General features: G+C 39.4%; 17 protein-coding genes. 13 read left to right on the top strand and 4 right to left on the bottom strand.

All coding sequences use genetic code 11. The features are described from left to right. Positions 1-1010, bottom strand: a 1010-nt coding sequence (locus AB7E63_RS10460) for an MFS transporter (protein ID WP_428419441.1), incomplete at its 3' end; no start/stop codon positions are given. A gap of 297 nt (positions 1011-1307) precedes the next feature. Between AB7E63_RS10460 and AB7E63_RS10455 the strand changes: the two genes are divergently transcribed. After that, positions 1308-3299: a hypothetical protein gene (locus AB7E63_RS10455; protein WP_006342421.1), complete on the top strand. Its 1992-nt coding sequence runs from the start codon at positions 1308-1310 to the stop codon at positions 3297-3299. Between the two features lie 42 nt (positions 3300-3341). Here the strand turns inward: AB7E63_RS10455 and AB7E63_RS10450 are convergent, their stop codons facing one another. Next, positions 3342-3761 carry a hypothetical protein gene (locus AB7E63_RS10450; RefSeq protein ID WP_013925637.1) on the bottom strand — a complete coding sequence of 140 codons (420 nt, stop codon included), beginning with the start codon at positions 3759-3761 and terminating at the stop codon, positions 3342-3344. 217 nt (positions 3762-3978) lie between these two features. On the opposite strand from AB7E63_RS10450, the gene AB7E63_RS10445 reads away from it, so the two are divergent. Genes AB7E63_RS10445 through AB7E63_RS10405 form a run of 9 tightly spaced genes read left to right on the top strand, consistent with a single transcriptional unit; the run spans position 3979 to position 13990 of the window. Further along, positions 3979-5361: a hypothetical protein gene (locus AB7E63_RS10445; protein ID WP_006342419.1), complete on the top strand. Its 1383-nt coding sequence runs from the start codon at positions 3979-3981 to the stop codon at positions 5359-5361. 37 nt (positions 5362-5398) lie between these two features. Next, on the top strand, positions 5399-7957 hold the full coding sequence (locus tag AB7E63_RS10440) for a secretin N-terminal domain-containing protein (protein ID WP_284452739.1): 2559 nt from the start codon (positions 5399-5401) through the stop codon (positions 7955-7957). After that, positions 7947-9581 carry a type II secretion system ATPase GspE gene (gene gspE, locus AB7E63_RS10435; RefSeq protein WP_006342417.1) on the top strand — a complete coding sequence of 545 codons (1635 nt, stop codon included), beginning with the start codon at positions 7947-7949 and terminating at the stop codon, positions 9579-9581. The genes AB7E63_RS10440 and gspE overlap by 11 nt, the downstream gene beginning before the upstream one ends. An 11-nt stretch (positions 9582-9592) precedes the next feature. Then, positions 9593-10777 (top strand): type II secretion system F family protein, encoded by a 1185-nt coding sequence (locus AB7E63_RS10430; RefSeq protein WP_013925636.1) that lies wholly within the window; start codon positions 9593-9595, stop codon positions 10775-10777. Between the two features lie 15 nt (positions 10778-10792). Then, on the top strand, positions 10793-11167 hold the full coding sequence (locus tag AB7E63_RS10425; RefSeq protein ID WP_006342415.1) for a type II secretion system protein: 375 nt from the start codon (positions 10793-10795) through the stop codon (positions 11165-11167). Positions 11168-11178: 11 nt separating this feature from the next. After that, positions 11179-11874 carry a prepilin-type N-terminal cleavage/methylation domain-containing protein gene (locus AB7E63_RS10420; RefSeq protein ID WP_284452737.1) on the top strand — a complete coding sequence of 232 codons (696 nt, stop codon included), beginning with the start codon at positions 11179-11181 and terminating at the stop codon, positions 11872-11874. A gap of 3 nt (positions 11875-11877) precedes the next feature. Continuing rightward, on the top strand, positions 11878-12375 hold the full coding sequence (locus AB7E63_RS10415; RefSeq protein WP_013925634.1) for a type II secretion system protein: 498 nt from the start codon (positions 11878-11880) through the stop codon (positions 12373-12375). 5 nt (positions 12376-12380) lie between these two features. After that, on the top strand, positions 12381-13115 hold the full coding sequence (locus AB7E63_RS10410) for a hypothetical protein (protein ID WP_013925633.1): 735 nt from the start codon (positions 12381-12383) through the stop codon (positions 13113-13115). Positions 13116-13123: 8 nt separating this feature from the next. Next, a complete protein-coding gene (locus AB7E63_RS10405) occupies positions 13124-13990 on the top strand; it encodes a hypothetical protein (RefSeq protein WP_144016290.1) in 867 nt (288 codons plus the stop codon). Positions 13991-13993: 3 nt separating this feature from the next. On the opposite strand, the gene AB7E63_RS10400 is transcribed toward AB7E63_RS10405, so the two are convergent. Continuing rightward, complete coding sequence (locus AB7E63_RS10400) at positions 13994-14914, bottom strand: inverse autotransporter beta domain-containing protein (RefSeq protein ID WP_428419436.1); 921 nt, start codon at positions 14912-14914, stop codon at positions 13994-13996. A 926-nt stretch (positions 14915-15840) separates the two neighbouring features. Between AB7E63_RS10400 and AB7E63_RS10395 the strand changes: the two genes are divergently transcribed. Together AB7E63_RS10395 and AB7E63_RS10390 are read left to right on the top strand one after the other, a co-directional pair. Next, positions 15841-16707, top strand: coding sequence for an FkbM family methyltransferase (locus tag AB7E63_RS10395; protein WP_006342409.1), 867 nt, complete (start codon positions 15841-15843; stop codon positions 16705-16707). Continuing rightward, positions 16704-17939, top strand: coding sequence for a tetratricopeptide repeat-containing glycosyltransferase (locus AB7E63_RS10390; protein ID WP_013925631.1), 1236 nt, complete (start codon positions 16704-16706; stop codon positions 17937-17939). The genes AB7E63_RS10395 and AB7E63_RS10390 overlap by 4 nt, the downstream gene beginning before the upstream one ends. Here AB7E63_RS10390 and AB7E63_RS10385 read toward each other — a convergent pair. Continuing rightward, positions 17881-18987 (bottom strand): glycosyltransferase family 4 protein, encoded by a 1107-nt coding sequence (locus AB7E63_RS10385; RefSeq protein WP_428419433.1) that lies wholly within the window; start codon positions 18985-18987, stop codon positions 17881-17883. The genes AB7E63_RS10390 and AB7E63_RS10385 overlap by 59 nt on opposite strands. 767 nt (positions 18988-19754) lie before the next feature. Here AB7E63_RS10385 and AB7E63_RS10380 point away from each other — a divergent pair. After that, positions 19755-21401, top strand: a 1647-nt coding sequence (locus AB7E63_RS10380; RefSeq protein WP_428419431.1) for a hypothetical protein, incomplete at its 3' end; no start/stop codon positions are given.

The following is a 21401-nucleotide window of genomic DNA, read 5'->3' as shown; positions in this document are numbered from 1 at the left end:
AGGCAAAACGCGAGTCCCATCATGATTGCACTGATAAGACCAGGATGAGAAGGCATTAAGCGATGGCCCTGTGAAACTGAGATCGGATTAATGATTCCGAATGCTGCTCCCATAAAAAACAATAAGATTAAAATAAACACGGGTGGAAGTAAAGGGGTAAAATAGAATGTATAAAAAATCGAGGAACCAAAAATAATTGCAGTTAAGATCACGGCTTTTGCTGAATATTTATCAGCTAAATACCCACTTGGGATCATCATTAAAGCACCGCCAAATACGAAAAAGAAATGTCCGCCTCCCATGCAAATCCATTCAACATGTCCTCTTGAAGTCAGTATATCAGGAAGAAGGAAGATAATTCCCCAAAAAATGGAACTGACGCAAACTTGGCAAAAATAGAGCGACACCAGCTCTCGTGAAGAAAGAAACTTTTGAATCCCTTTCCAACTTACAGAATGCTTGTTTTTGGCTAGCAAGGCAGTTGATGTTGCGAATGGGAAAAAGGCGATCAAGAGAATGAGTGCAGCCATGGGTAAAAAAAGATAGGCGGTATTTCCGTCAAAAGCGTGATAACAGTGAGAAAAAGCCAATTGGCTGCAAGCTAATCCGATGGCTCCGCCTGAGGCAAAAATGGCAATAAATAAGCTTTTTCGATGTTCAGTTAGCATCCCTATATGACTAGCTGCTGCAGGGTGAAAAGCACCAGATCCAAGACAAGTAAATAAATAGAGAAGAAAAAGAAAGAAAGGTCCTTCAACGTGAGGAAAGAATAGGCTGCTGGCTGCACAAAGCAACCCGAAACAAATGAGAATTTTACGATGCCCTTTATCACTGAGCATCCCAAAAAAAATTTGCATTCCTTCACCGATAAAAGCGCAGGCTGCGGCGATGAATCCAGCCACCGCTAAATCAATATGGGCAATTGTTTTGTAAATTGGCCAAATCCCAATCATTGTATCGACGAGGAGGTGGGATAACCAAAGTAATCCGACTGTACCATAAATATGCATTTTTTTTGTTGCAAACGTAATAAATTTTGATGAGTAAGTAGGTTTAAGATTTATAGAGGTTTTATTATGCCAAAAAAACAAGTTTTTGAAAAGAATATTTTAATCATTCAGAAGGCAATTTGATGCAGAAATTAGTTTTTTGCATTCTTTTTTTTTAAAACTTTAATGGCATGTTCTGTCAAATCTTTTATATCCGATTCATGAGAAAGCAAATTGAATTCTAATAAGGTTTTAAAGTATTTTGTTGGTGTGATAAAATGATTTTAGTGGGTGATTAATTATTAATATGGGGTCAAAATGGTTCAACCTGATCGTTTTCCTATTAATCCATTTCATTCTCATCAAATAGAGATGAATTTAAATCTTTCTTCTCCAAAAGAAATTCAGAAATTTACTGCTAAACAAGGGGAACTTGGAATAAAACAATTGGCGAATCGAATTTTTCACTTTGCAAAGTATAGAAATTGGATTTCCAATAAGGCTATTTTAAATTCCGTCAAAAATTATACTGAATTTGCAAAAAAATTTCCTGAAAATCAAGAAATGACCAACAAAGTGCACGCGTTAGCCCAATTATTTAAGGGGACTAAGTTAGAATCTCAAGTGAACGAGTTAATCAAAGAAAATCTAACATTGCCCGATGCGGAACATATACTGGAAAGTTTGACAGAAACCGTCACCCAACTTAGTACCTATCTTAAAGATGGGGAGCTTAGTGGATTAGCTCCTGAATTAAACGAAGTCAAAAAAGATATTTTAACGACTTTGCAGGTAGATAAAAAATTTTATAAAAAACTCGCACGACTTCGCAAACAGTTTCCTATTCACTCGCCAGAAGCCACTACCTTAAAATTGCTGATTCAAACAGCTCAGTTGCAGACCAAATTAGAAAGATTGGGACTCGATCCACATTTGGCAAGTGAAGACCCTCAAGCTGTTCAATTTTTGTTTGCGAGTCGTATGATTTACAATATTGTCGGTTTTCAAAATACATCCACCAATGGAAAAGAATCGCATGCTATTCGGCAAGATGAAAACCAAAGAGTCATGATAAAAAAGCAAGGGGCCTGGGTCCTTGTATCAGAAATTATGCAGGATTTAGAGAGTGATGCTTATTCTCATCTAGCTGGTGTCGTTGAAAAAAGAAAAGAGGGGTTAGATGAAAATCAGGGGCGACAAAGATGGAATTATTTTTCTCCTGATGGTTTAGTCCCTGTTGATCGGTATACCCATCCTGAATTATACCCTGTTGAACAGCTGTCGAAAGAAGAGATGGGAGAATTGCTTGCTCATGCGCAGCTGTTTGCACCTGAAGGTGAGCCTTTTCCTGCAGATCCCAATAAAACATGTGTTGTTCAAATCTATACGAATCCGCGTGATTTAACCAAGCATGATGATAACTTTTTTTTGGCAAAGCTATCGGCATCTATTCCTATGCATGCGGGTATTCGAGTCATTAATGCGGATGGGGCTGTCTACTCAACAGGTTTAAGCGGCTTACCAGAAGAGCAACCTTTTAAAGAAGGTCGGAATATCCTTGCGACCGTCAACTCTGCGCCAGCCATTTTAGATTTTGAAGAATTTAGACCTCATGAAGGACGCATTGTGACGAGTATTCCAGTGACACCTGAGGTATTTGAAGAGATCATGTCTACGCTCAATGATTACCGGATGCGTACTGTTAGATTTAATTTAACCCGACAAAATTGTACCTACCTAGCCAATGAAATTCTGAAGAAAACAGGTGTTACAAATCTTTCCAATGAAATGTCATTGGGAAAAGCCTTGGCAGGAACGATTCCTTCTCCAAAAAATGTGAAGTTGATCGGAAAACCGTTGCGGGCCATTGACCAAAAAATGGAAAATGCGATGAAAAAAGTGAAAAAGAATGTTCCAAAGCCAATGATGACAGTTGCACGGGTTCCTCGAAAAGTGATTTGGTTTTTGCCAAATGCAGCGAGTAAATTGCTGATCTTAGGACTCGGAGGGGCGAAGGGGACTTCAAAAAAAACTGGCGAAGGGAATGCATCATTGGATAACAGTGAAGAAATGGCCAATTTCCCTCATCTTTTTCCTTCTGCAACCGAAGTTTTTAAAGATAATTCCATTCATCTTTATCACTCTTTACCGCTTGTTCAGTGGCAATTACAGCAACAATCGACAGTGGTTCATTCCTATCAAGGTAAGCCAGCCATGGGGGTCGTACCTTCTCGGGATGATGAGGAGCTTATGGCGGGAGAGAAAAGAAAAGCCGTTTTCATGAAACGTTATGTAGAAAATTTTCGGTAAGATATACAGGCTCCATTGCGATTGCAAGGAGCCTGTGACCATCTAAGTGTTTTTGCCAGAGGAGGCTAAGGCTTCTTTTAAAGCGATCACAATCGCTCCGCCTAAAAAAATCCCGGGAGATGCAACAAAAAAAGCTAAAAGCGTTCCAGCTAAGATCAAACTGCTGGCTGTACCATACTCTTCGATTTCTTCTTTAATGGATTTAATAAAGGTTAGAATTTCTTCCGAATAATAGGCACCCGCCACAAGACCAACCAGAACGCCTCCATAAAATGAGTTAAAAAAACTCCAGATGATCCCTATCAATAAGAGCACGTAGGCTGCGGTATCACGGGTGTTCTTTTTGGCGAAGCCATAAAAAGTATCTAGTTTGTCTTTTTCAGGAGGAGGCGTTTCTTTGGATTCCTTGGGGTCTTTTTCAGGTTCTTGAGAAGCTGGATCTGGGGGGAGCTCAGAAGACATATTTCCTCTCTTGTTAAATTCAAATTTGATGTATAATCAAAAGGGTGAATGTAGACAATCTTTATTTGAGATAATCTTAAATTCTGTTGCATTAATGTTATTGATCTTTCAATATTAGGAAGAATTATTTCTTGCTGAGAGATATCTGAGGGAACTAAAAAAAAGATTTGAGCATATCAATGCTTGCAGTCATTACGTAAAAGGTTAAGTTAGAGGCATGATTAAGCAGTGGATTTCATGGATTAACTTGGCTTTGATTGGATTTGGAATATTTCTGCTCCTTCTTTCACTTTGGTTTTTATTTTCGCGCCCTTCTCAAATTTCCTTTGTAGAAGTGCAAGAGCCAAAAACAACATTGCCAAAAAGAGCGTTTACTTCATCTGAACAAGCATATGCAGATGTCGAAAACCATTTGTTGCATTTGAGTTTCACCCCCATGACAATTCAATTGCCAGATTTGCGACGTTTTCTCATCTATTATGGCAAAAATGGTCGACCAGATGCGCAAAATGGAACTCTTTTGCATTTCGGTTGGAATGGAGGTAAAGAAACCGCTGCCATTGAAGCAAATCAAAAATTGTTTTTAGTTTATGATGGTAAAACTTCTCCTGGAAAATACTCATTTAGCCCAAGTAATGAGTCAACACCCCTTTGGATTGAAGCTCAACCTAGCGGAGACGAGGCATTAGTTAGAGTGGGCATGTTAGATGATAAAGGAAATCTTGTCCGGGAGCCTGCAAATAATCTCCAATTTAATCTAAAGGCGCGAGAATTTGCTCGGACTATCGGAAATTGGGAAATCGGAAATCAAAGGGTCGATGGAACCTTGCTTGCTCGTCAAAAAGCGCGTTGGTTTGGAAAAGACAAGTTTTTTGAAAGGCATGGAGGAGAAGAGTACAAAGATTTTGTGGGAAAAGAGCGGATTGACTTTGGTGAATCTCCAGATGGATATTCGATCTATGCCAACGCGGGAGATATTTTTATTTGGGATGGGAACAGATGGAAAAGCGTAAAACCAGGAAAAGACTCGCTCGGGCACCCTTTATTGGTCGTTAAGCAAATCGATGAACGTTTAATGAAGTTTGATTTATGGGATGCGGAGGGGAAGGGCACGATTACGCTGAACCTTTTAAAATCTGCCGAGCCACGCAGTTTACAAAATATCGAAAAGCATTTTAAATTTTTAGGGGCGCGCACAAGATCTCAATTTGTCTTCGAGATTGATGGAGAGCGTGTTTTATTGAGTCCCTATGATTGGCTTTTGCAGTCCGACGGTACATGGAAAAAATTAACGACGGCTCAGGAAATTGATGATTATGTTGATCGGAAAACTATCGGTCCGCTATTTGTATTCGATGGTCTTAAAAAAGTGGGTGATCAACAAGTATTATCCGGGGTTGTATTTAATACCACTCGAAGTGATTTTCAAACCATAGAACTGCCTATACAACAAACTGGTGGGAGTACTGTAAAAGAAGATTCACGGGGAAAAAAGGATGAAAGTTCATCTAAAAATATAAGGCCTAAAAATAAGGTTGATGCAAGGCAGTCAAACATAAAAACAGAAGAAAATGAGACTCAAGATCACTCCGCTGAATAAGCCGGAGTTTCTCTATACATAAGATAAATGGTGGAATGTGAAATTAAATACTTATAACCGACTTTTTATTCTATTTGCTCTCCTTTTTAGCACGGTAATCCTGGAAGGACAAACCATTGCTGAAAAAAAAGAAGGAATCATAAGTGAAGGCGATCTCTCCCCTCGTATGCAAAAATTTTTAGAAGAAGTCAATAAAGAGCTCAATGAGTGGCATAAGCTTTTAGAGAATTACTACTCGGAGGCTTACAGGCTTTATGAAAGAGGGGCTCCAGAGCAAAGCTTTAAAGCTTTATTGGTACAAATCAACTCCATCAAGGATAACATTCGCGATTTGGAGAATAGCTGGCGGGAATTAGCTTCAACTTCCGAAGACACGGATGGTTATGCACTTTGGCATCATCCAGAAACGACGGTCGGTCAGCTAATTATGGACTATGGGTCTGCTGATTATGTCTATTTAATGACGCCTGATATTGCGTCTCTGAAATTGAGTGTCAATTCTAATATTCCTGTACCTCGTTCTTCTTGGGGAGAAATGTTAGAATTGATTCTGAATTACAATGGCCTCGGCTCTAAAGTTTTGAATCCCTATTTACGTCAGTTGTATGTGACAAAAGATGATCGCTCAAATTTGCAGCTAATTACACGTGACCGCTTCGATTTAGAATTTGTACCAAGTTATGCGCGTGTTTGCTTTGTCTTGTCGCCGCAACCCTCAGAAGTTAGACGAATTTGGTACTTTTTGGATAAGTTTACCAATCCAAACAATACTACTTTACAAATGGTGGGAAGAGACATTTTGATCATTGGTCAAGTTTCTGAGGTTCAGGAGCTCTTAAAGATCTATGATTTCGTTTTAGCGAATCGTGGAGATAAGGAATACAAAGTCTTACCTTTGTCGCGTGTGGAAGCTGAAGAAATGGCCAAAATTATTGGAACGATTTTTGATCAACTGGTTGAAACAACAAAGACGACTCCAAAACCTTCTCCATCTGGAAAAGGCCCTCCTATTAAACAGAACCCCGAGCCTGTCGATCCGAGCGGTGGCTCTAATGGATTGAAAGTCATTCCACTTTCTCACATTGCGCAAGCTGTTTTTCTTGTCGGAACGAGAGAAGAGATTCAAAAAGCGGAATCGATTATTAAAGAGGTTGAAAGCCAAGTTGGTGAATCGAGAAGAAAAACAATTTTTTGGTATACAACGAAGCATTCGGATCCGAATGATTTAGCAGATATTTTGCAAAGAGTTTATGAACTCATGGTGCAAACTGGCACAGGATATGAGGAACGACCACCTACGGAAGTAATTGAATTGCCTCCACAGCCTCCCGTGGTCACGGCCGCACCTTTTGCGACGAACCAGCCATTTTATAATATTCCGACGCCATTAGCTCCAAGACCATTGGTTCCAAGGTTGTATGATTATGGATATTTTCTCGATGATACTTATCTTGTAGAGCCAAATCCTACGCGTAGACGATGGGAAAGAGAGCGGGAAAATAAAGGGAACGATACGCGTAACAATTTCATTGTGGATGTCAAAACAGGCGCCATTGTGATGGTTGTGGAAGTCGATATTTTACCAAAATTAAAAGAATTGCTTAAGAAATTGGACGTGCCTAAAAAGATGGTTCAAATTGAAGTGCTCTTATTTGAAAAGAGATTGAATCGAGATAACCAATTTGGATTAAATCTTCTCCGCACAGGTAATGCAGCGACAAATACGCATACCACATCCGTGCAGTGGAACAATATTTTCCCTGTAGGTGCCAGTGTTGTTCATCCAGAAAATGCAGGGGTTTTCGAATACCTGGTCAGTCGTACTAAAACGGCTAGTGGGATTCCTGCCTATGATTTCGCCTATCGTTTTTTACTTTCGCAAGATGATATTCAGATTAATGCAAGTCCTTCTGTAGTCGCAATTAACCAAACACCTGCAACGATTGAAATCGCTGAGGAAATTTCGGTGAGTACGGGTATTTTTGAAATTCCAACGGAAGGAAATGTCACATTAAAAGATTCCTTTGCGCGTGCACGATACGGGATTAAAATTGAAATTATTCCGACCATTCACGTACGGGAAGATATGAACGATCCAGAAGATCCTGTAGATTACGTGACATTGGAAACGGATATTCTCTTTGAAACAATCAACCCTTCAGTTGATAGTCGTCCCGATGTTACACGCAGGCATATCACAAACCAAGTGCGTATTCCGGATCAGCAGACTGTGATTATTGGGGGATTAAGACGTAAAAATCTTTCAGACTCCAAAGAATCGATTCCTTATTTAGGAGAAATTCCAGGAATTGGGAAATTGTTCAGCATCACTCAATTAACTGATTCTGCGACGGAGATGTTTATCTTTATTACGCCTAAAATCATTACGGAGGCGGCCGAAGATTTTGATCGGATCCGTTGTGAAGAGATGCAGCGGCGACCTGGAGATATTCCAGGGTTTTTATGCCGTCTTCAGAGGGCTGAAGAAGCGGAAAAAAATAGAATCTTTCAAGGCTACCTAACCATGTTGTTTGGAAGACCTCCTGAAAGATGCATTCAAGATTGTATTCCACGTGGTGAGTATGATGGAAGGTAGTAGAGAAAATCTGGACCCTCAGAAAAAATTGGGGGGAAAAGCAATTCCAGAAACTTTGAAAGATCCTAATTTGGTATTGGCAGAACAATTCAAGCTGCCTATTTTTATGGAGCTTTCAAGTCTTAGACTACCTCGAGAATATTACAAAAAAGTTCCTTATTCATTCGCGAAAAGACATTGTGTCCTGCCTATTCAAGAAGAAAAAGATGCCATTTTAGTGGCAGTTGCTGATCCCTTGAATTTAGAGCCTCTGGAAGAACTGCGTTTGATGTTAAATGTAGACGTTAAGCCGGTTTACAGTCCTAAAGATGTGATTCTTGCTGCCATTAATGAATGTTATAATCAGGAGTTTGGAGCTGCTTCGCAGCTGATCGCAAATCTTGCTGATCAATCGGAAGATGGCCGAGGCGATGGTGAAGTTGAAGTTTACGATTTGCTTGATGATTCTCAGATGCAAGCTCCTATTGTCAAGCTCTTGAATTTGATTCTTACCGAAGCGATTCAACAAGGTGCTTCTGATATCCATTTTGAACCCTTAGAAGATGGCTTACGTGTCCGTTATCGGATCGACGGTATTCTACAGAATCGACATTCCCCAGCAGTTGAGTTTCAAGCGCAGCTTTTAACACGTATCAAGGTGATGGCTAAGCTGGATATTGCAGAACATCGTCTTCCTCAGGATGGACGTATTAAATTGCGGATGGGCAGAAGAGAGATTGATTTTCGGGTGAGTACCGTCCCAATAGCTGCCGGAGAGCGTATTGTCTTGCGTATCCTAGATAAAGGAAATGTAATTTTAGGGTTAGACAAATTGGGCATGCTTCCTGCTGTCCTTGAGGAATTTAAACGTTTAATAGCTTTACCTGAAGGCATCGTATTAGTCACTGGGCCCACAGGGAGTGGAAAAACAACATCGCTATATAGTGCCATTTTTGAAATGTATAGCGAAGAAACAAATATTATGACGATTGAAGACCCTGTTGAATATAATTTAAAAGGGATTGCTCAGATTGGTGTACGTCATAAAATTAAATTAGATTTTGCCACGGGCTTAAGGCATATTCTTCGCCAGGATCCTGATATTATCATGATTGGGGAGATTCGCGATTTGGAAACTGCTGAAATTGCGATTCAAGCTTCTTTAACAGGTCATTTAGTATTAAGTACTTTGCACACCAACGATGCCCCTTCCTCTATCACACGTCTAGTCGACATGGGAATTGAACCTTACCTTCTTTCTTCCACTATTGTGGGGGTTTGTGCTCAGCGCTTAGTCCGCCGCATATGTCCTTCCTGTAAAACGGCTTACAAGCCAACAGATCGAGAGCTTGCCAGCCTCGGTTTACAACGAGATGAATTAACAGATGGCAATTTATTTGTCGGCGAAGGTTGTTCCGCTTGTTATGGAACAGGATATCGTGGACGGCATGGGCTCTATGAACTGATGTCTATCAATAATGCCATCAAAAAGCAAATTGTCAAAAGTGCAGATGCTGTTGAAATGCGAGATGTAGCGCTCAATACAGGGATGATTGGATTGTTAAATCATGGTGCCGAATTAGCTAAAAAAGGGGTGACGACAAGCGCTGAAGTTCTGAGAGCTGCACGCGGGTTGGAGGATTAGGAGGTTCAGCTATGCCGATGTATCAGTACCAAGCCTATGATTTCGCAGGAAAAAAAAAGAATGGGTATATTGAAGCTCATAATGAACTAGAAGCTAAAAGCAAGCTACGCGAGCAATCTTTGATGATTGCAAAGCTCTCTCTAAAAGAGGGCGGTGGATCGAGCAAGAAACTAAAAGGAGATGATCTCCTTGCTTTCACATTTCAACTTTCACAGCTGCTTGGAGCAGGTGTTCCACTATATGAAGCTTTGATTGCGATCGAAGAGCAATACAGAAATGAATCTTTTCATTCGATTATTTTAAGTTTATGCGATCAAATTAAAGCCGGAACACCTCTGTCTGAGGCCATGCAAAATTATCCCGATAGTTTTAATCGCTTATATTGCTCGATGGTACGGGCTGGAGAGTCGGTGGGTGCACTTGATCTTGTTCTCGAAAAGCTGAGCCTTCTTTTGAATAAACAGCAAAAATTGCGCAAGGAAATCACAACCGCAATGATTTATCCTGCTGTGCTAGCTTGTTTTGCACTTTTGGTTATCTGTTTGCTTTTGGGTTTTGTTGTGCCTTCAATAGAGGGTATTTTCGCGGATAAGCAATTAAATGGTTTTACCCAGGCTGTTTTAGCGGTCAGCCATTTTTTTCGTGATTACTGGTGGCTCTATCTTCCAGTGGTTGCTTTGACTATTTTTTTAATTGTGATCAAGTTAAGAACACCGTCAGGAAAATTATGGTTGGAAAGGCAGCTATTGACCATTCCTGGAATAAGAAATTTGGTGATCCAGGCTGCCGTATCTCGTTTTTGTCGCACCATGGCAACGCTTCAAAATGGGGGAGTTACCATGATCGACTCTCTTCGCATTGCACGTGAAACAATGCGAAACGCGACGCTTGAAGAAGAAATCAAGCGTGCTGAATCAAAAATAATTGAAGGAAGCTCTTTAAGCGCACAATTAATGCAATCTAAATATTTTCCGCATATGGTATCTCGCATGCTCGCTGTGGGTGAAGATTCAGGGAGTAGTGTCATAATGATGAATAAAATTGCTGATATGTATGAAGATGAGCTCGAGAAAACGTTATCACGTGTGATGGCGCTTGCTCAGCCAGTTATTTTGATTGTTATGGGAACTGTCATAGGGGCTGTCATGATGGCTGTGTTATTACCTTTGACGGATGTAAGTTCATTTTCGATGTAACCTAAGGTGGTAAGTATGAATTGTATTGTAAAAAGTAAAAGACATGTCACATTAATCGAAATGATGATTGTGATGTTCCTGATTGCGTTAATCACAGGGGTGGTTGCTTATAACTATCGTGGTGCCCTTGATGAAGGCAAAGTCTTTAAAACAAAAGCAGGGATTGAAAGATTAGAAACGATTTTGAATCTCCAGGTTTCTGAAAATCCTGCATTGCTCAATGATATTGGAAATAACTGGCAGGGCATTGTGGCTAAGTCTCCGCTTGTTCAAAATCCAGCGGCCTTAATACGTGATGGTTGGGGGGAAGAGTATAAAGTGACTGTCGACAATGGAGTCATTCACGTGCGTTCTGAAAAGCTAGAGCAGTACCAGAAATCCTCTAAGTAAATCAAGAAAGCATGCATTTTGCCAAAATCATTAAACGATTGTCATTTTTTACTTTAGTAGAAATGCTAATCGTATTGGCCATCCTGAGTATTGTGACGGTAGCCATCGGAATTAACATTAACAACGCCTTGGAAGAGCAACGTTTTCGAACTGAAGTGGAGACGGTGGTAAATGAATTACGTTTTGCCCAAGATTTAATGTTGGTTCTGCAGGCTGACGTCACGGTCAAATTTTCACAGGGGGATGATGGCATAAATTTTACATTAGAAACAGAAAGCCAGGCGACGAAAAATTGGATGAATGAAATCCTGCGTGTTCAACCCAAACTTAAAACGATCCGAGGTGTAAGCTTTAGGGATGAACTTGATCTTCCTGTTACGGAAGGCGCTATCTCCATCCATTTTCTTTCTAAGGGATCAGTCATGAGCCGCGGAATTTTGCGTCTTTCGAATTCCTCAGATGCTGTGAATGTACCTTCCTGGGCATTGGTGCGTGTGATTAATTTACATGGATACCCACATCCTATTGTGAGTTCTGCACCTTCAGCTAGCGATCCCATTTTTTTGCCGAATACAGAAACCAGTACGAAACTAACAATTACCAATAGAACGAAGCAAGAAATTGCGCAGTTTAAGCAGGATAAAGAAAAAGAAGCGGAAGCAGAGAAGAAAAAAAAGGGGCAAGCTCCAAAACCAAAGGGGTCTTAACCTGTGTTTTGTAGCTCAAAAAAACGTCATTTTTTACTTCTAGAAGTTTTGATTGCTTTTGCTCTTATTGTTTTGTGTGTATTTCCTTTGATTTCACCTCATTCAGTCATGTTGAGAAGTCAGTCTCAATTTATTCGGAAAATCGAATTGGATCATCTTGTTAATTTGCTCTATGGCCACATCACTGAGCAACTTTACTTCAATAAAATTCCCTGGCAAGATCTTGAGAATGGGACAGTTTTTCCTGTGACCAATGAGTTACTGAGCGCTGCAGGTTTTACGGCTTTACTCCCTTTTGAGGGAACCTATACATTTAATGAGAAAAAACGCAAACCTAAAAAAGATGATGAAAAAGTCGATGAGTATGTCCTCTATATCTTTGAGCTAAAGTTTGCGTTTCATCCTAGTGGAGAAAGCCCATCTAAGAGTGATCAAATTTACACTTATCAGTTCTTTTTAGCTCGAAATCTGACCGGAATTTCGGCTTTGCCCAAGGAGTAGCCAGGATGTCTTATCACAGTAAAATTCATCGAAAATCCTTTGCGACTCTTTTGGAAGTCTTAATCGCCATGGTTTTGACTTCCATGATTTTGACCACGTTGAGTTTTTTCTATCAGCAAATCGATGCAATGAATCGGGAATCTGAAAGGTTGCAGAGGGATAGCTTTTTAAGAAGATTTTTACAGTACCGTTTAACCCAAATTTTACCGAAAAGTTTTTCCTCGATTGGAAGCAATCGATCAGCTTATTACTTTTTTAATACGAGCTTTGCAGAAGGGCTCTTTAAACCAGGAACACAAAGTTTGGTCTTTGGTTTTGATAACTGTGTGGATTTGGATAGTATGTTTGCATCTGCTGTGTTGGGAAGATTATATGTTGATCGAGAAGGAAGGCTTTGTTTGGGAATTTGGCCGACACCCAATCGTTGGGAAGACGATGAAACCCCTCCAATGAAACAAGAAGTTCTTTTTGAAAATGTGGCGATGTTGAAATTTCAATTTTTCATTCCTCCTGATAAGGGAACCTTAAAAGATGTTAAGGAGCAACCGACTTCTCCTGAAGATGTCAGGGCTAATATTACTCCAATCCCCCCTGGGGCATGGGTGGATACTTGGTTGCAAGAATATGATCAACTCCCTGCCATTGTTCGTCTATTCATTACCCAAGAAGGGCAAAAAGACCCTTTAGTTTACAGTTTTCCTTTGCCAAATAGCAAAAATCCGATCATTTACGATCATTAGGGGATTCCGTGAATATTTTACTCTTCGTGACAAGCATGTTAATGCTAATGACTTTGATGACCTATGCACGCTTGGAGAGCTATCGAGGCTTTGCCATTACGCAGTCCCAATTTGAATTTTACATGAAAAATTTAGAAAGAGAGGGATATGCAGAGAGTGCCAAAAAGTGGTATGAGGGTCATGTTGCGACAACGAAAGAGCAAAACGACAATGAAAGGCAAACAAAAAGCAAAGCAAGTCCTAAACTTCCGATCGCCTTATTTTTAAAGAAAGATGAACGCGAGAAAAAGCAAGAGCTCTTTGAACAATTTAATCTCATGGCTAAAAATATCCTACCAGCCATATATGGACACACCAGATTTTTTAAAGAGGCATTAGAGGCGGATGAACACTTTGTGGAACAATTGTTAAAGGCAATAAGCCAAGCAGCAGAAGATTTGCCAAGTAAGCAAAAAATTAAAAATGCATGTGATTTGTCGACACTTTCTTTTAAAGATCCCTATTTGCATGATATTTTTTACTTAATGCTCAAAGGGGGTGTAGAGATACCTAAAGAAGAAAAAGGTACAGTGGAAGTGAATGTGAGCTATCCCAAGTTGTCAAAATATATCACTCTAGATAATAAATCCCAAATCCGGGTTTTTTTAGCTTCTCGACCTCTTTTAGCATCTATTTTTGGAGAGGCTATTGTGAATGACATTTTGCAAAAGCGTAACGAGCTTTATACAGAAGTCAAGCCAAAGGAAGGTGGGATGAAAACGGAGGATGCGACGCAAATTTTCAAAGATGCATTCGAGAACAGGCGTCTTAGCGGGATCGTCTCAGAAGTGTTAGATTTTACAGTTTCCAAGACCGATCCCGCAGGATATGAATAGTGCTTAGAAGTTTTGTCTCCATCTGCAGTATTTTTTGTCGAGTACAATGATTTCTTGCCGCTGCACTGGCCACAAGAAGGGTGGTGTATCACAAGGAGAGCTGCAACGGGGTCCTCCAAAAGGAATTTCCACATAAGCAACGCCCTGAACCGTGCCTTTATAATAGTGGTCATAAGATCCACGTACTTCAAGACCCAAGTAGTCGAATAAGACAGCTCCTATGCGAAGTCTTCCGCCTGTGATGTCTCGATGGTGTCGGATATGATAAAAATATCCACCAGGTGCAATGTAAACATCAAAGCAAAGGCAAGGATCCCATCTTCTTAAACTTGTTTCAAGTTCCAGATCTCCTCCAGACAAAGAATTTTGAATTTGCGTGCAAGCTGCAAACAAATTGTCATGAAATCGAAAAACTTTAGGGTGCTTGCGTAAAGATCTGTCGCATATCGGAAAATAGCCATTGATACGAAATGCCCAGCAAGGATGAATCAGTTCTAATCCAGGTCCTAACTGATGATAGTCATGTCGAGTTCTTCGATAATCATAAAAGAAGTTGATTCCAAAGAAAAGATTTGTGCATGGAATGGCAATGCGTGTTCCCACCCCCACATTTGCAGCCCAGCGTTCATGCCTTAAATTGTGAATGCGTGCATCAAAAAATAATTGCCCATTCGAATCTAACAAGGGGATAGTAAAAATTCCGAAAGAAGCATAGCCATTTTGTTCTCCAATACCTTTTCCAACAACACCTTGAAGATAAGCTAGGGTGGGTGGGAATACCCATTCATTTGCTTGAACATCGTTCAAAGAAGGTAAAGAGACTTCATTTTCAACGACTTTTTCAGGGCTGGCGAAAAGATTTGCCAACAAGCAAAGAAAGAAACAAAAAAATAGAGAGGCATTTTTGAATGAATTTTTCTTCATTTATTTGCTATAAGACCTTTTTTATTGGTTTTAAGTGGGCTTTGTCCCTGATGAATCGAATAATGGCAAGATAGAATTTTTGAAAACAGGTTGTTCTTCCACATTCTGTCACAAAGGTTCAATTATCATCTCCTCTATTATTTATTGCATTTTCACACCTTTTGCAATCTTATTTTACAAATCTGAAGCATGGAGCAAAGCTTAATTTTGTATAAGGGTTACTATTTGTAGAACGAGTGAACTATTTACTCAACTTTGCGGCGTGTCGTCCATACACGCAACATCGGAGATGGCTTTCGCTTGAGGTAAACCAGCTCTCTTGGACAAAACCTAGAAAAAAGTGAACTTAATATCATAGACTTTTGCATGAATCCTTAATGCTCTCAGATTATTTAGAATGCATTATGGAGGGATTTGTGCTTATTAGAGAATAAGGAGGTTGAGCATTGATACATAAAGAAATTTTGCACAGGGTAATTTTTCTAAAAAAATAGTGTCTCTTTAAGAATCGATGTGGAATTCAGCCGCCATATTCAAAAAAAATAATATGCTTAATGTAGTAATAACTGGTATGATTCGTCTTTATCAGAGTGGTATGTTGACTCTTAGCAAATACTCGTCAGTAATTGCTTATATGAACGTTTAAAAAAATCAGCTTACCAAACTCTCTGAGTTATCGTCTTGTTATCAGCTCATCTTATTGTAAGGACTAATGAAATTTTGCTTTTTGAGATGTCCAAAAATAGGGCAGGTGGTTTTTAGGAAGAAGTTGTTGGAAGCCTCGAAATAGTCATCAATTAATCAACAAATGATTACATTACGAATCCAGGGAGACTTCCAAAAATTTAAATTTTTAGAAAATTGAATGGATTTGACTGAATGGAATTAACAGAAATAAACTTCATTAGTAATTGATTAAAGGAAAAATGAAAATTTTACACTCGATTCTATTTACTTTACTTGCCCTCGGCTCTTCAGGATGTAAAAACCTTGAAGAAAATAAGGATGAAAAACACAAGTTCACAATCTTTCAAAATAATCTTGATTCTGTTGTGGGCCCAGAGGATGAAGTTTCCCTATTAAAGGCATTTCCTAAAGCTCTTTATAAGATATACACAATTGATAACTTAGGATCTTTTTATATAGATAGCCGAGTTGATCTGATCAAGAATCAATTGGCAGCAGGACGGGCTTGGGAAGATAATTTCATTCCACTACTGGAACAGTATATTACACCAGGAACTACGGTAGTTGACATTGGTGCTCACATTGGTACCCATACTCTTTCAATGTCTAAATTAGTTGGTAGTAAAGGACGCGTCGTCGCTTTTGAACCTCAGATAAAGTTATATTCAGAATTGGTCATGAATATGGTTTTAAATAAATGTCAGAACGTGACAATTTATCGATGTGCCCTAGGTGATACTTTTAAATCAATTGAGATGAATCCTTCTGTAGCGGGCAATGAGGGGGGAACATCCATCGGAAGTGGTGGTGATAGCGCTGAAATGATTACTTTAGATAGTCTGCATTTAGATAATGTTTCGTTTATCAAGATGGATGTTGAGAATTTTGAGTATGAGGTTCTTCTTGGTGCAAAGGAAACCATTTTAAGAAATAGACCTTATATCATACTTGAAATCATGGGGAATGTTTATAATCCTATTGCGAATAGAGGTGAGCTTGTTCAACAAACAATTGCGGCGATCGAACAGCTTGGTTATTCTTTAAAATATATAGACGGCAGCTGGAGTGATTGGCTTGCAACACCCTTGGAAAGAGTGAATCAATGAAACAGTCATTTATAAAAATTATTTTTATTGTTTTGTTTATACTTCCCTCCTTTGTGCTGGCAGATTCGGATCGTCCAAAAGTATGTTTAAATATGATTGTAAAGAACGAAAAGGATGTGATCGTTCGCTGCTTAACTTCGGTCTTACCTATCATTGATTATTGGGTTATTGTCGATACAGGCTCTACAGACGGTACTCAAGAAATTATTAAGGATTTCATGGCAAAAAATGCGATCCCTGGAGAATTGCACGAAAGTCCTTGGGTGAACTTTAGTCATAATCGCAATGAAGCTTTAAAGTTTGCTGATGAGAAAGCAGATTATGTGCTTTTTATCGATGCAGATGAGTATCTTGAGTATGAAGCTGATTTTAAGCTCCCTCCGTTAGATAAAGATTATTATTATATTATGATCTCGCATTCTGGAAGTAAATATTGTCGAATCCAACTAATCAACAATCATTTAGATTGGGAATGGAAGGGTGTTTTGCATGAAGCTATTAGCTGTCCTGTTTCAAAGAGTCACGCTACATTAGAAAAAGTTCTTAATATCTATACTTCAGAAGGTGCTAGATCAAAGGACCCTCAAAAATATCACAAAGACGCTCAAATTTTAGAGGACGCATTAAAAAAAGAGCCGCATAATAGTCGATACATTTTCTATTTAGCTCAAAGTTATCGTGATGCTGGATGCTATTCTAAAGCTTTAGAAAATTATGAAAAGCGAGCTGCCCTGGGTGGTTGGAATGAAGAGGTATTTTGGAGTTTATATCAAATCGGCGTCATGGAAGAGTTACTTGAAATGCCCTTTGAGAAGGTTTTGGCGAGTTATCAACGAGCTTATCAATATAGAAACTCCAGGATAGAGCCGCTTTATCAAATAGCTCACTATTTAGGTCTCAAGGGGGATTTTAAATTAGGTTATGAGATGGCAAAAATAGCTTTGGCGGTTCCCACAACTACCGATATCCTGTTTGTCCAAGATTGGATGCGAGAATATGGAATATTGCTAGAACTTTCCATTTCTGCTTACTGGATCGGAAAGTATGAAGAAAGCCAGCAGATTAGCCTTGAACTTTTAAAAAATAAAAATTTACCTCCTAATGTGCGTGCGTGTGTAGAAAATAACTTAGGGTTTGCTAATGCAAAGTTGCTTGAGAAAATTTGCAATCAAGTTATTCTTTCTGATCGTGCAGTCGCGAATCAAGCTGCCGAGCAAGCTTCTCCCAGGTAAATTTTTCTAAGACAAACTCACCCATCTTTTTTCGTTCGTCTAGAGGGATTTTTTCGGCGTCAAGCATTGCGTTGAGAAGAAGGGGCAAATATTCCTCTTTTTTTGTGCATTTGTAGCCATGTTTTACAGTTTCATCTAATGCAGAGCCATCGATGATGACGGGTATTGCTCCTGAAAGTTGTGCGCGAAGTGCTGAGATGCAAAATGTTTCTAATCCGATACAAGGGTATGTCCAGAGAGAAGCGTTTTCATAAGCTCTATTGAGCTCTTCATGTCCTACTTGGCCATGTTCTGTTACTCCAAGACAAGCATAGTTCATGACTTGGGCTTTCATTCGAACTTTTTTCTCAAGTGATAATAATCCCCAATCCTGCCAGCCATAATAGATGTCGAGCGTGGCATCGGGAAATTTTTGTCTAACGACTGGCCAGATATCCAACAGTACCTCTAACCCTCGAGCATAATTAGAGCCATAGATGCAGGCGTGGGGATTTGCTTTCTGCTTATTTTCTTTAAATTGTTTGGGTTCGATCCCATTTCCGAAGATCTTAGTAAATTTTGCAAACCCAGGATTGACTGAAATCCATTGTTTTCGTTGCCATTCGGATAACCACAAAACATCGTCAAAATTGTTTATTTCCTCATTCGATACTGTGTGTGAAATTGTATCATGGGGCCATAAATAAACTTTTCGAGCACGCAGTTTTAATTTTTGAGCTGCATTTGGCATTCGCCATGAAATAGCAACATCTAAAGTGGGGTAGTCATTAAAATCTATATTTACATAACGAGGATTAGCTTCCGGAAGACTGTGCTGTGAATTTTGAGGGGGAGTTGCGAATACGAGTACTTTATAACCCAATTCCGCAAGTTTCTGAGATAGATAAATAATAGCCTCTTCTGACCCACAAATTCCAGTTTTAACGTCGTCAGGATCCCAAGGTTTCATGTCTGAAACTAGATAAGTATAGATCCCGATGGATTTTTCAGCATGAGCTGTCTGAAACAATGCTAAAATTAGGGTAAGAGAGAGGAGGATAATGCGCATTATTGGAGCCTCAGTTACAAATTTAAGGTGTAATTACAGAATTTATCAAAAAAAATAACGTTGTTGAGTCGAGATAGAAAAAATGATTTGGCAAACCCATAAAGCTAGTGATTTCGCTTTCCATAGAACCCTGTCTGAGTAAGTTTACGGCAAAAATGAAAGTAAAAGTTAAACTTGATTTTTTCACAAATTAAAACCTCTTCTAGATAAATGTGAGCATTCATTTTACAACTTTCCGAATTATTAGTAAGATTATTTTTAGAAGTGGTGAGAATACTCAAGCTGCAGTTCTCGGTAACAACGTCTTCAGGTGAATATTTCACGAAGCGTTTGGTTGGAAGGTTTAGATTCTTAAGTGTATTATAGACTTTATTTTCCATAGTTAAAGATGTGCAATTGCACTTTGGCATTCTGAACGTTGGTCTCAAACGCTTTCCCATTTTCCGAGTTCTTTTTCAATGGTTAACAGCACGACTCCCAAGTAAAGCATTTTTTTCAGCATCTTTAATAGGGGCGTTGTTGACATGTTCATGCATTTCTTTGTGTTATTATTTATCCTCATTCTCTTTGTGCTCTTAATGGATAATTCACTCTTTCTTCAACTTGAATAAACACATTTGATGTTATCTACCTGGATTAACTAATCGCATAGAGTGCATTTTAAGGTATGCTTTGCATAGAGGTAGCAACAGAAATTAATTTAAAAAAAAGAGGAGTGATGTTAGTTTCGAAATGACAACAATAAATTTTAACAAGAAAAAAACATCATGAATAACTTTATATCAAATCTAAAACAGGTTTTTTGGTTCTGTTTAATTTTTCTTTCACATGCATCGATGTACGCACATCAACCAAATGTGAAACTTTTTACAAAAGAAAATGAAGCCGAAAGTTTTATTGAACATCAGGTTAATGTGGTCGATGGTGATTATTTTGAATCGCATATCGATTTACACTTCCCCGGTCCTGATCTTCTTCTTTTAAAAAGGCAGTTAAATACTAAAAGTTTTCAGCATTCTGGAGGATGGAGATTATTTTCTGAGTATTTTCTGATTGTAGGGAAAGATAAACAAAATCCAGACGAGCTTATGTATGCACTAGATGGAAAATTTGATCCCAGCGTTAAAGATTTTCGTCTAGCACAAAACAAATGTTTGATTTCTTCGAATGAGGGAGGAAACAAAATATATGAAAAAATCGATACCATTCCGACGCTATGCTTAGGAGAAGAAATTTTACCTGATTTATCTAAAAAATTTATCAATCCTGATTACTATAGGATAACGAAGCAAATTCTTCCAAGCGGGAATCAGGTGAAATATGCTTATAACAATGAGGGACATTTAGAATCGATAGAGTTATTTTCGAGAACTTCTAAGAGTGTTTTTAGAGTCGATTTTGATTATGAATTTGATTTCAATGGTACAGCGGTTTTTGTTTCTACAATTGTTGGCCGAGTCATAGAATATAAGCTGGAACCATTTCAACTAGAGGACGATTCGATTGTTCATGCCTTAACACAAGTAAGAGGCTCCAATATTAATGCTCAAACCTATCAGTATCAAGTAAAAGATAAAAGCTGCTTACTTGTGAGAAAAAATATTGAAGGAGAAGATTCGATCCTTATTGAATACGATGAAGAAGGAAAAGTGGTTTGCTTAGCTAAAGTTGGGGAGAATGGAGAGGCTGAAGGAGATTATGTTTTTCTCTACGCAGACAAATTTACAGATGTTTTAGATGAGGATAGTTTGAGAAGCCGTTATGAATATGACGATTTGCAACAGCTTACGAAAGTCACCCAATTCGACAAAAAAGAAAATGTTGTTCAAGAAAGAATCTATCAAGTTGAAACTGTGGGTAATGATGAAGATCCGCGGGAAAGAAAACGGATAAAAGTTGTAGATGTCTTTGCTGTTTGTAAACCCCCTACTCCAGGTCCACCAGGCCCAAAAGGACCAACAGGTCCGCCGGGGTCAACAGGAGCTACAGGCGATCCAGGTGCTACTGGAGCAACGGGTCCAGCAGGTACCACGGGAGCAACAGGTCCAACAGGGCTGACGGGTGCTACTGGAGCAACAGGAGCTACTGGTGTTACGGGAGCTACGGGCCCAACAGGATTAACGGGAGGCACGGGTCCAACGGGTGATCCAGGAGCTACAGGACCTACAGGACCTACAGGTCCAATAGGAGTAACAGGCACTACGGGAGCTACAGGTCCAACAGGGCTGACGGGCGCTACTGGAGCAACAGGTGCTGCCGGTGTTACGGGAGCTACGGGCCCAACAGGATTAACGGGAGCTACGGGTCCAACAGGTGATCCAGGAGCTACAGGACCTACAGGTCCAATAGGAGCAACAGGCACTACGGGAGCTACAGGTCCAACAGGGCTGACGGGTGCTACTGGAGCAACAGGA

Source organism: Parachlamydia sp., assembly GCF_050255895.1.
Classification (GTDB): domain Bacteria; phylum Chlamydiota; class Chlamydiia; order Chlamydiales; family Parachlamydiaceae; genus Parachlamydia; species Parachlamydia acanthamoebae.
This window is presented reverse-complemented; position numbering and strand designations above follow the sequence as displayed.

Coding starts and splice junctions, on each gene's coding strand:
- AB7E63_RS10455 (WP_006342421.1), top strand. CDS start 1,308: ATGGTTCAACCTGATCGTTTTCCTATTAATCCATTTCATTCTCATCAA.
- AB7E63_RS10450 (WP_013925637.1), bottom strand. CDS start 3,761: ATGTCTTCTGAGCTCCCCCCAGATCCAGCTTCTCAAGAACCTGAAAAA.
- AB7E63_RS10445 (WP_006342419.1), top strand. CDS start 3,979: ATGATTAAGCAGTGGATTTCATGGATTAACTTGGCTTTGATTGGATTT.
- gspE (WP_006342417.1), top strand. CDS start 7,947: ATGGAAGGTAGTAGAGAAAATCTGGACCCTCAGAAAAAATTGGGGGGA.
- AB7E63_RS10430 (WP_013925636.1), top strand. CDS start 9,593: ATGCCGATGTATCAGTACCAAGCCTATGATTTCGCAGGAAAAAAAAAG.
- AB7E63_RS10425 (WP_006342415.1), top strand. CDS start 10,793: ATGAATTGTATTGTAAAAAGTAAAAGACATGTCACATTAATCGAAATG.
- AB7E63_RS10420 (WP_284452737.1), top strand. CDS start 11,179: ATGCATTTTGCCAAAATCATTAAACGATTGTCATTTTTTACTTTAGTA.
- AB7E63_RS10410 (WP_013925633.1), top strand. CDS start 12,381: ATGTCTTATCACAGTAAAATTCATCGAAAATCCTTTGCGACTCTTTTG.
- AB7E63_RS10400 (WP_428419436.1), bottom strand. CDS start 14,914: ATGAAGAAAAATTCATTCAAAAATGCCTCTCTATTTTTTTGTTTCTTT.
- AB7E63_RS10395 (WP_006342409.1), top strand. CDS start 15,841: ATGAAAATTTTACACTCGATTCTATTTACTTTACTTGCCCTCGGCTCT.
- AB7E63_RS10390 (WP_013925631.1), top strand. CDS start 16,704: ATGAAACAGTCATTTATAAAAATTATTTTTATTGTTTTGTTTATACTT.
- AB7E63_RS10385 (WP_428419433.1), bottom strand. CDS start 18,987: ATGCGCATTATCCTCCTCTCTCTTACCCTAATTTTAGCATTGTTTCAG.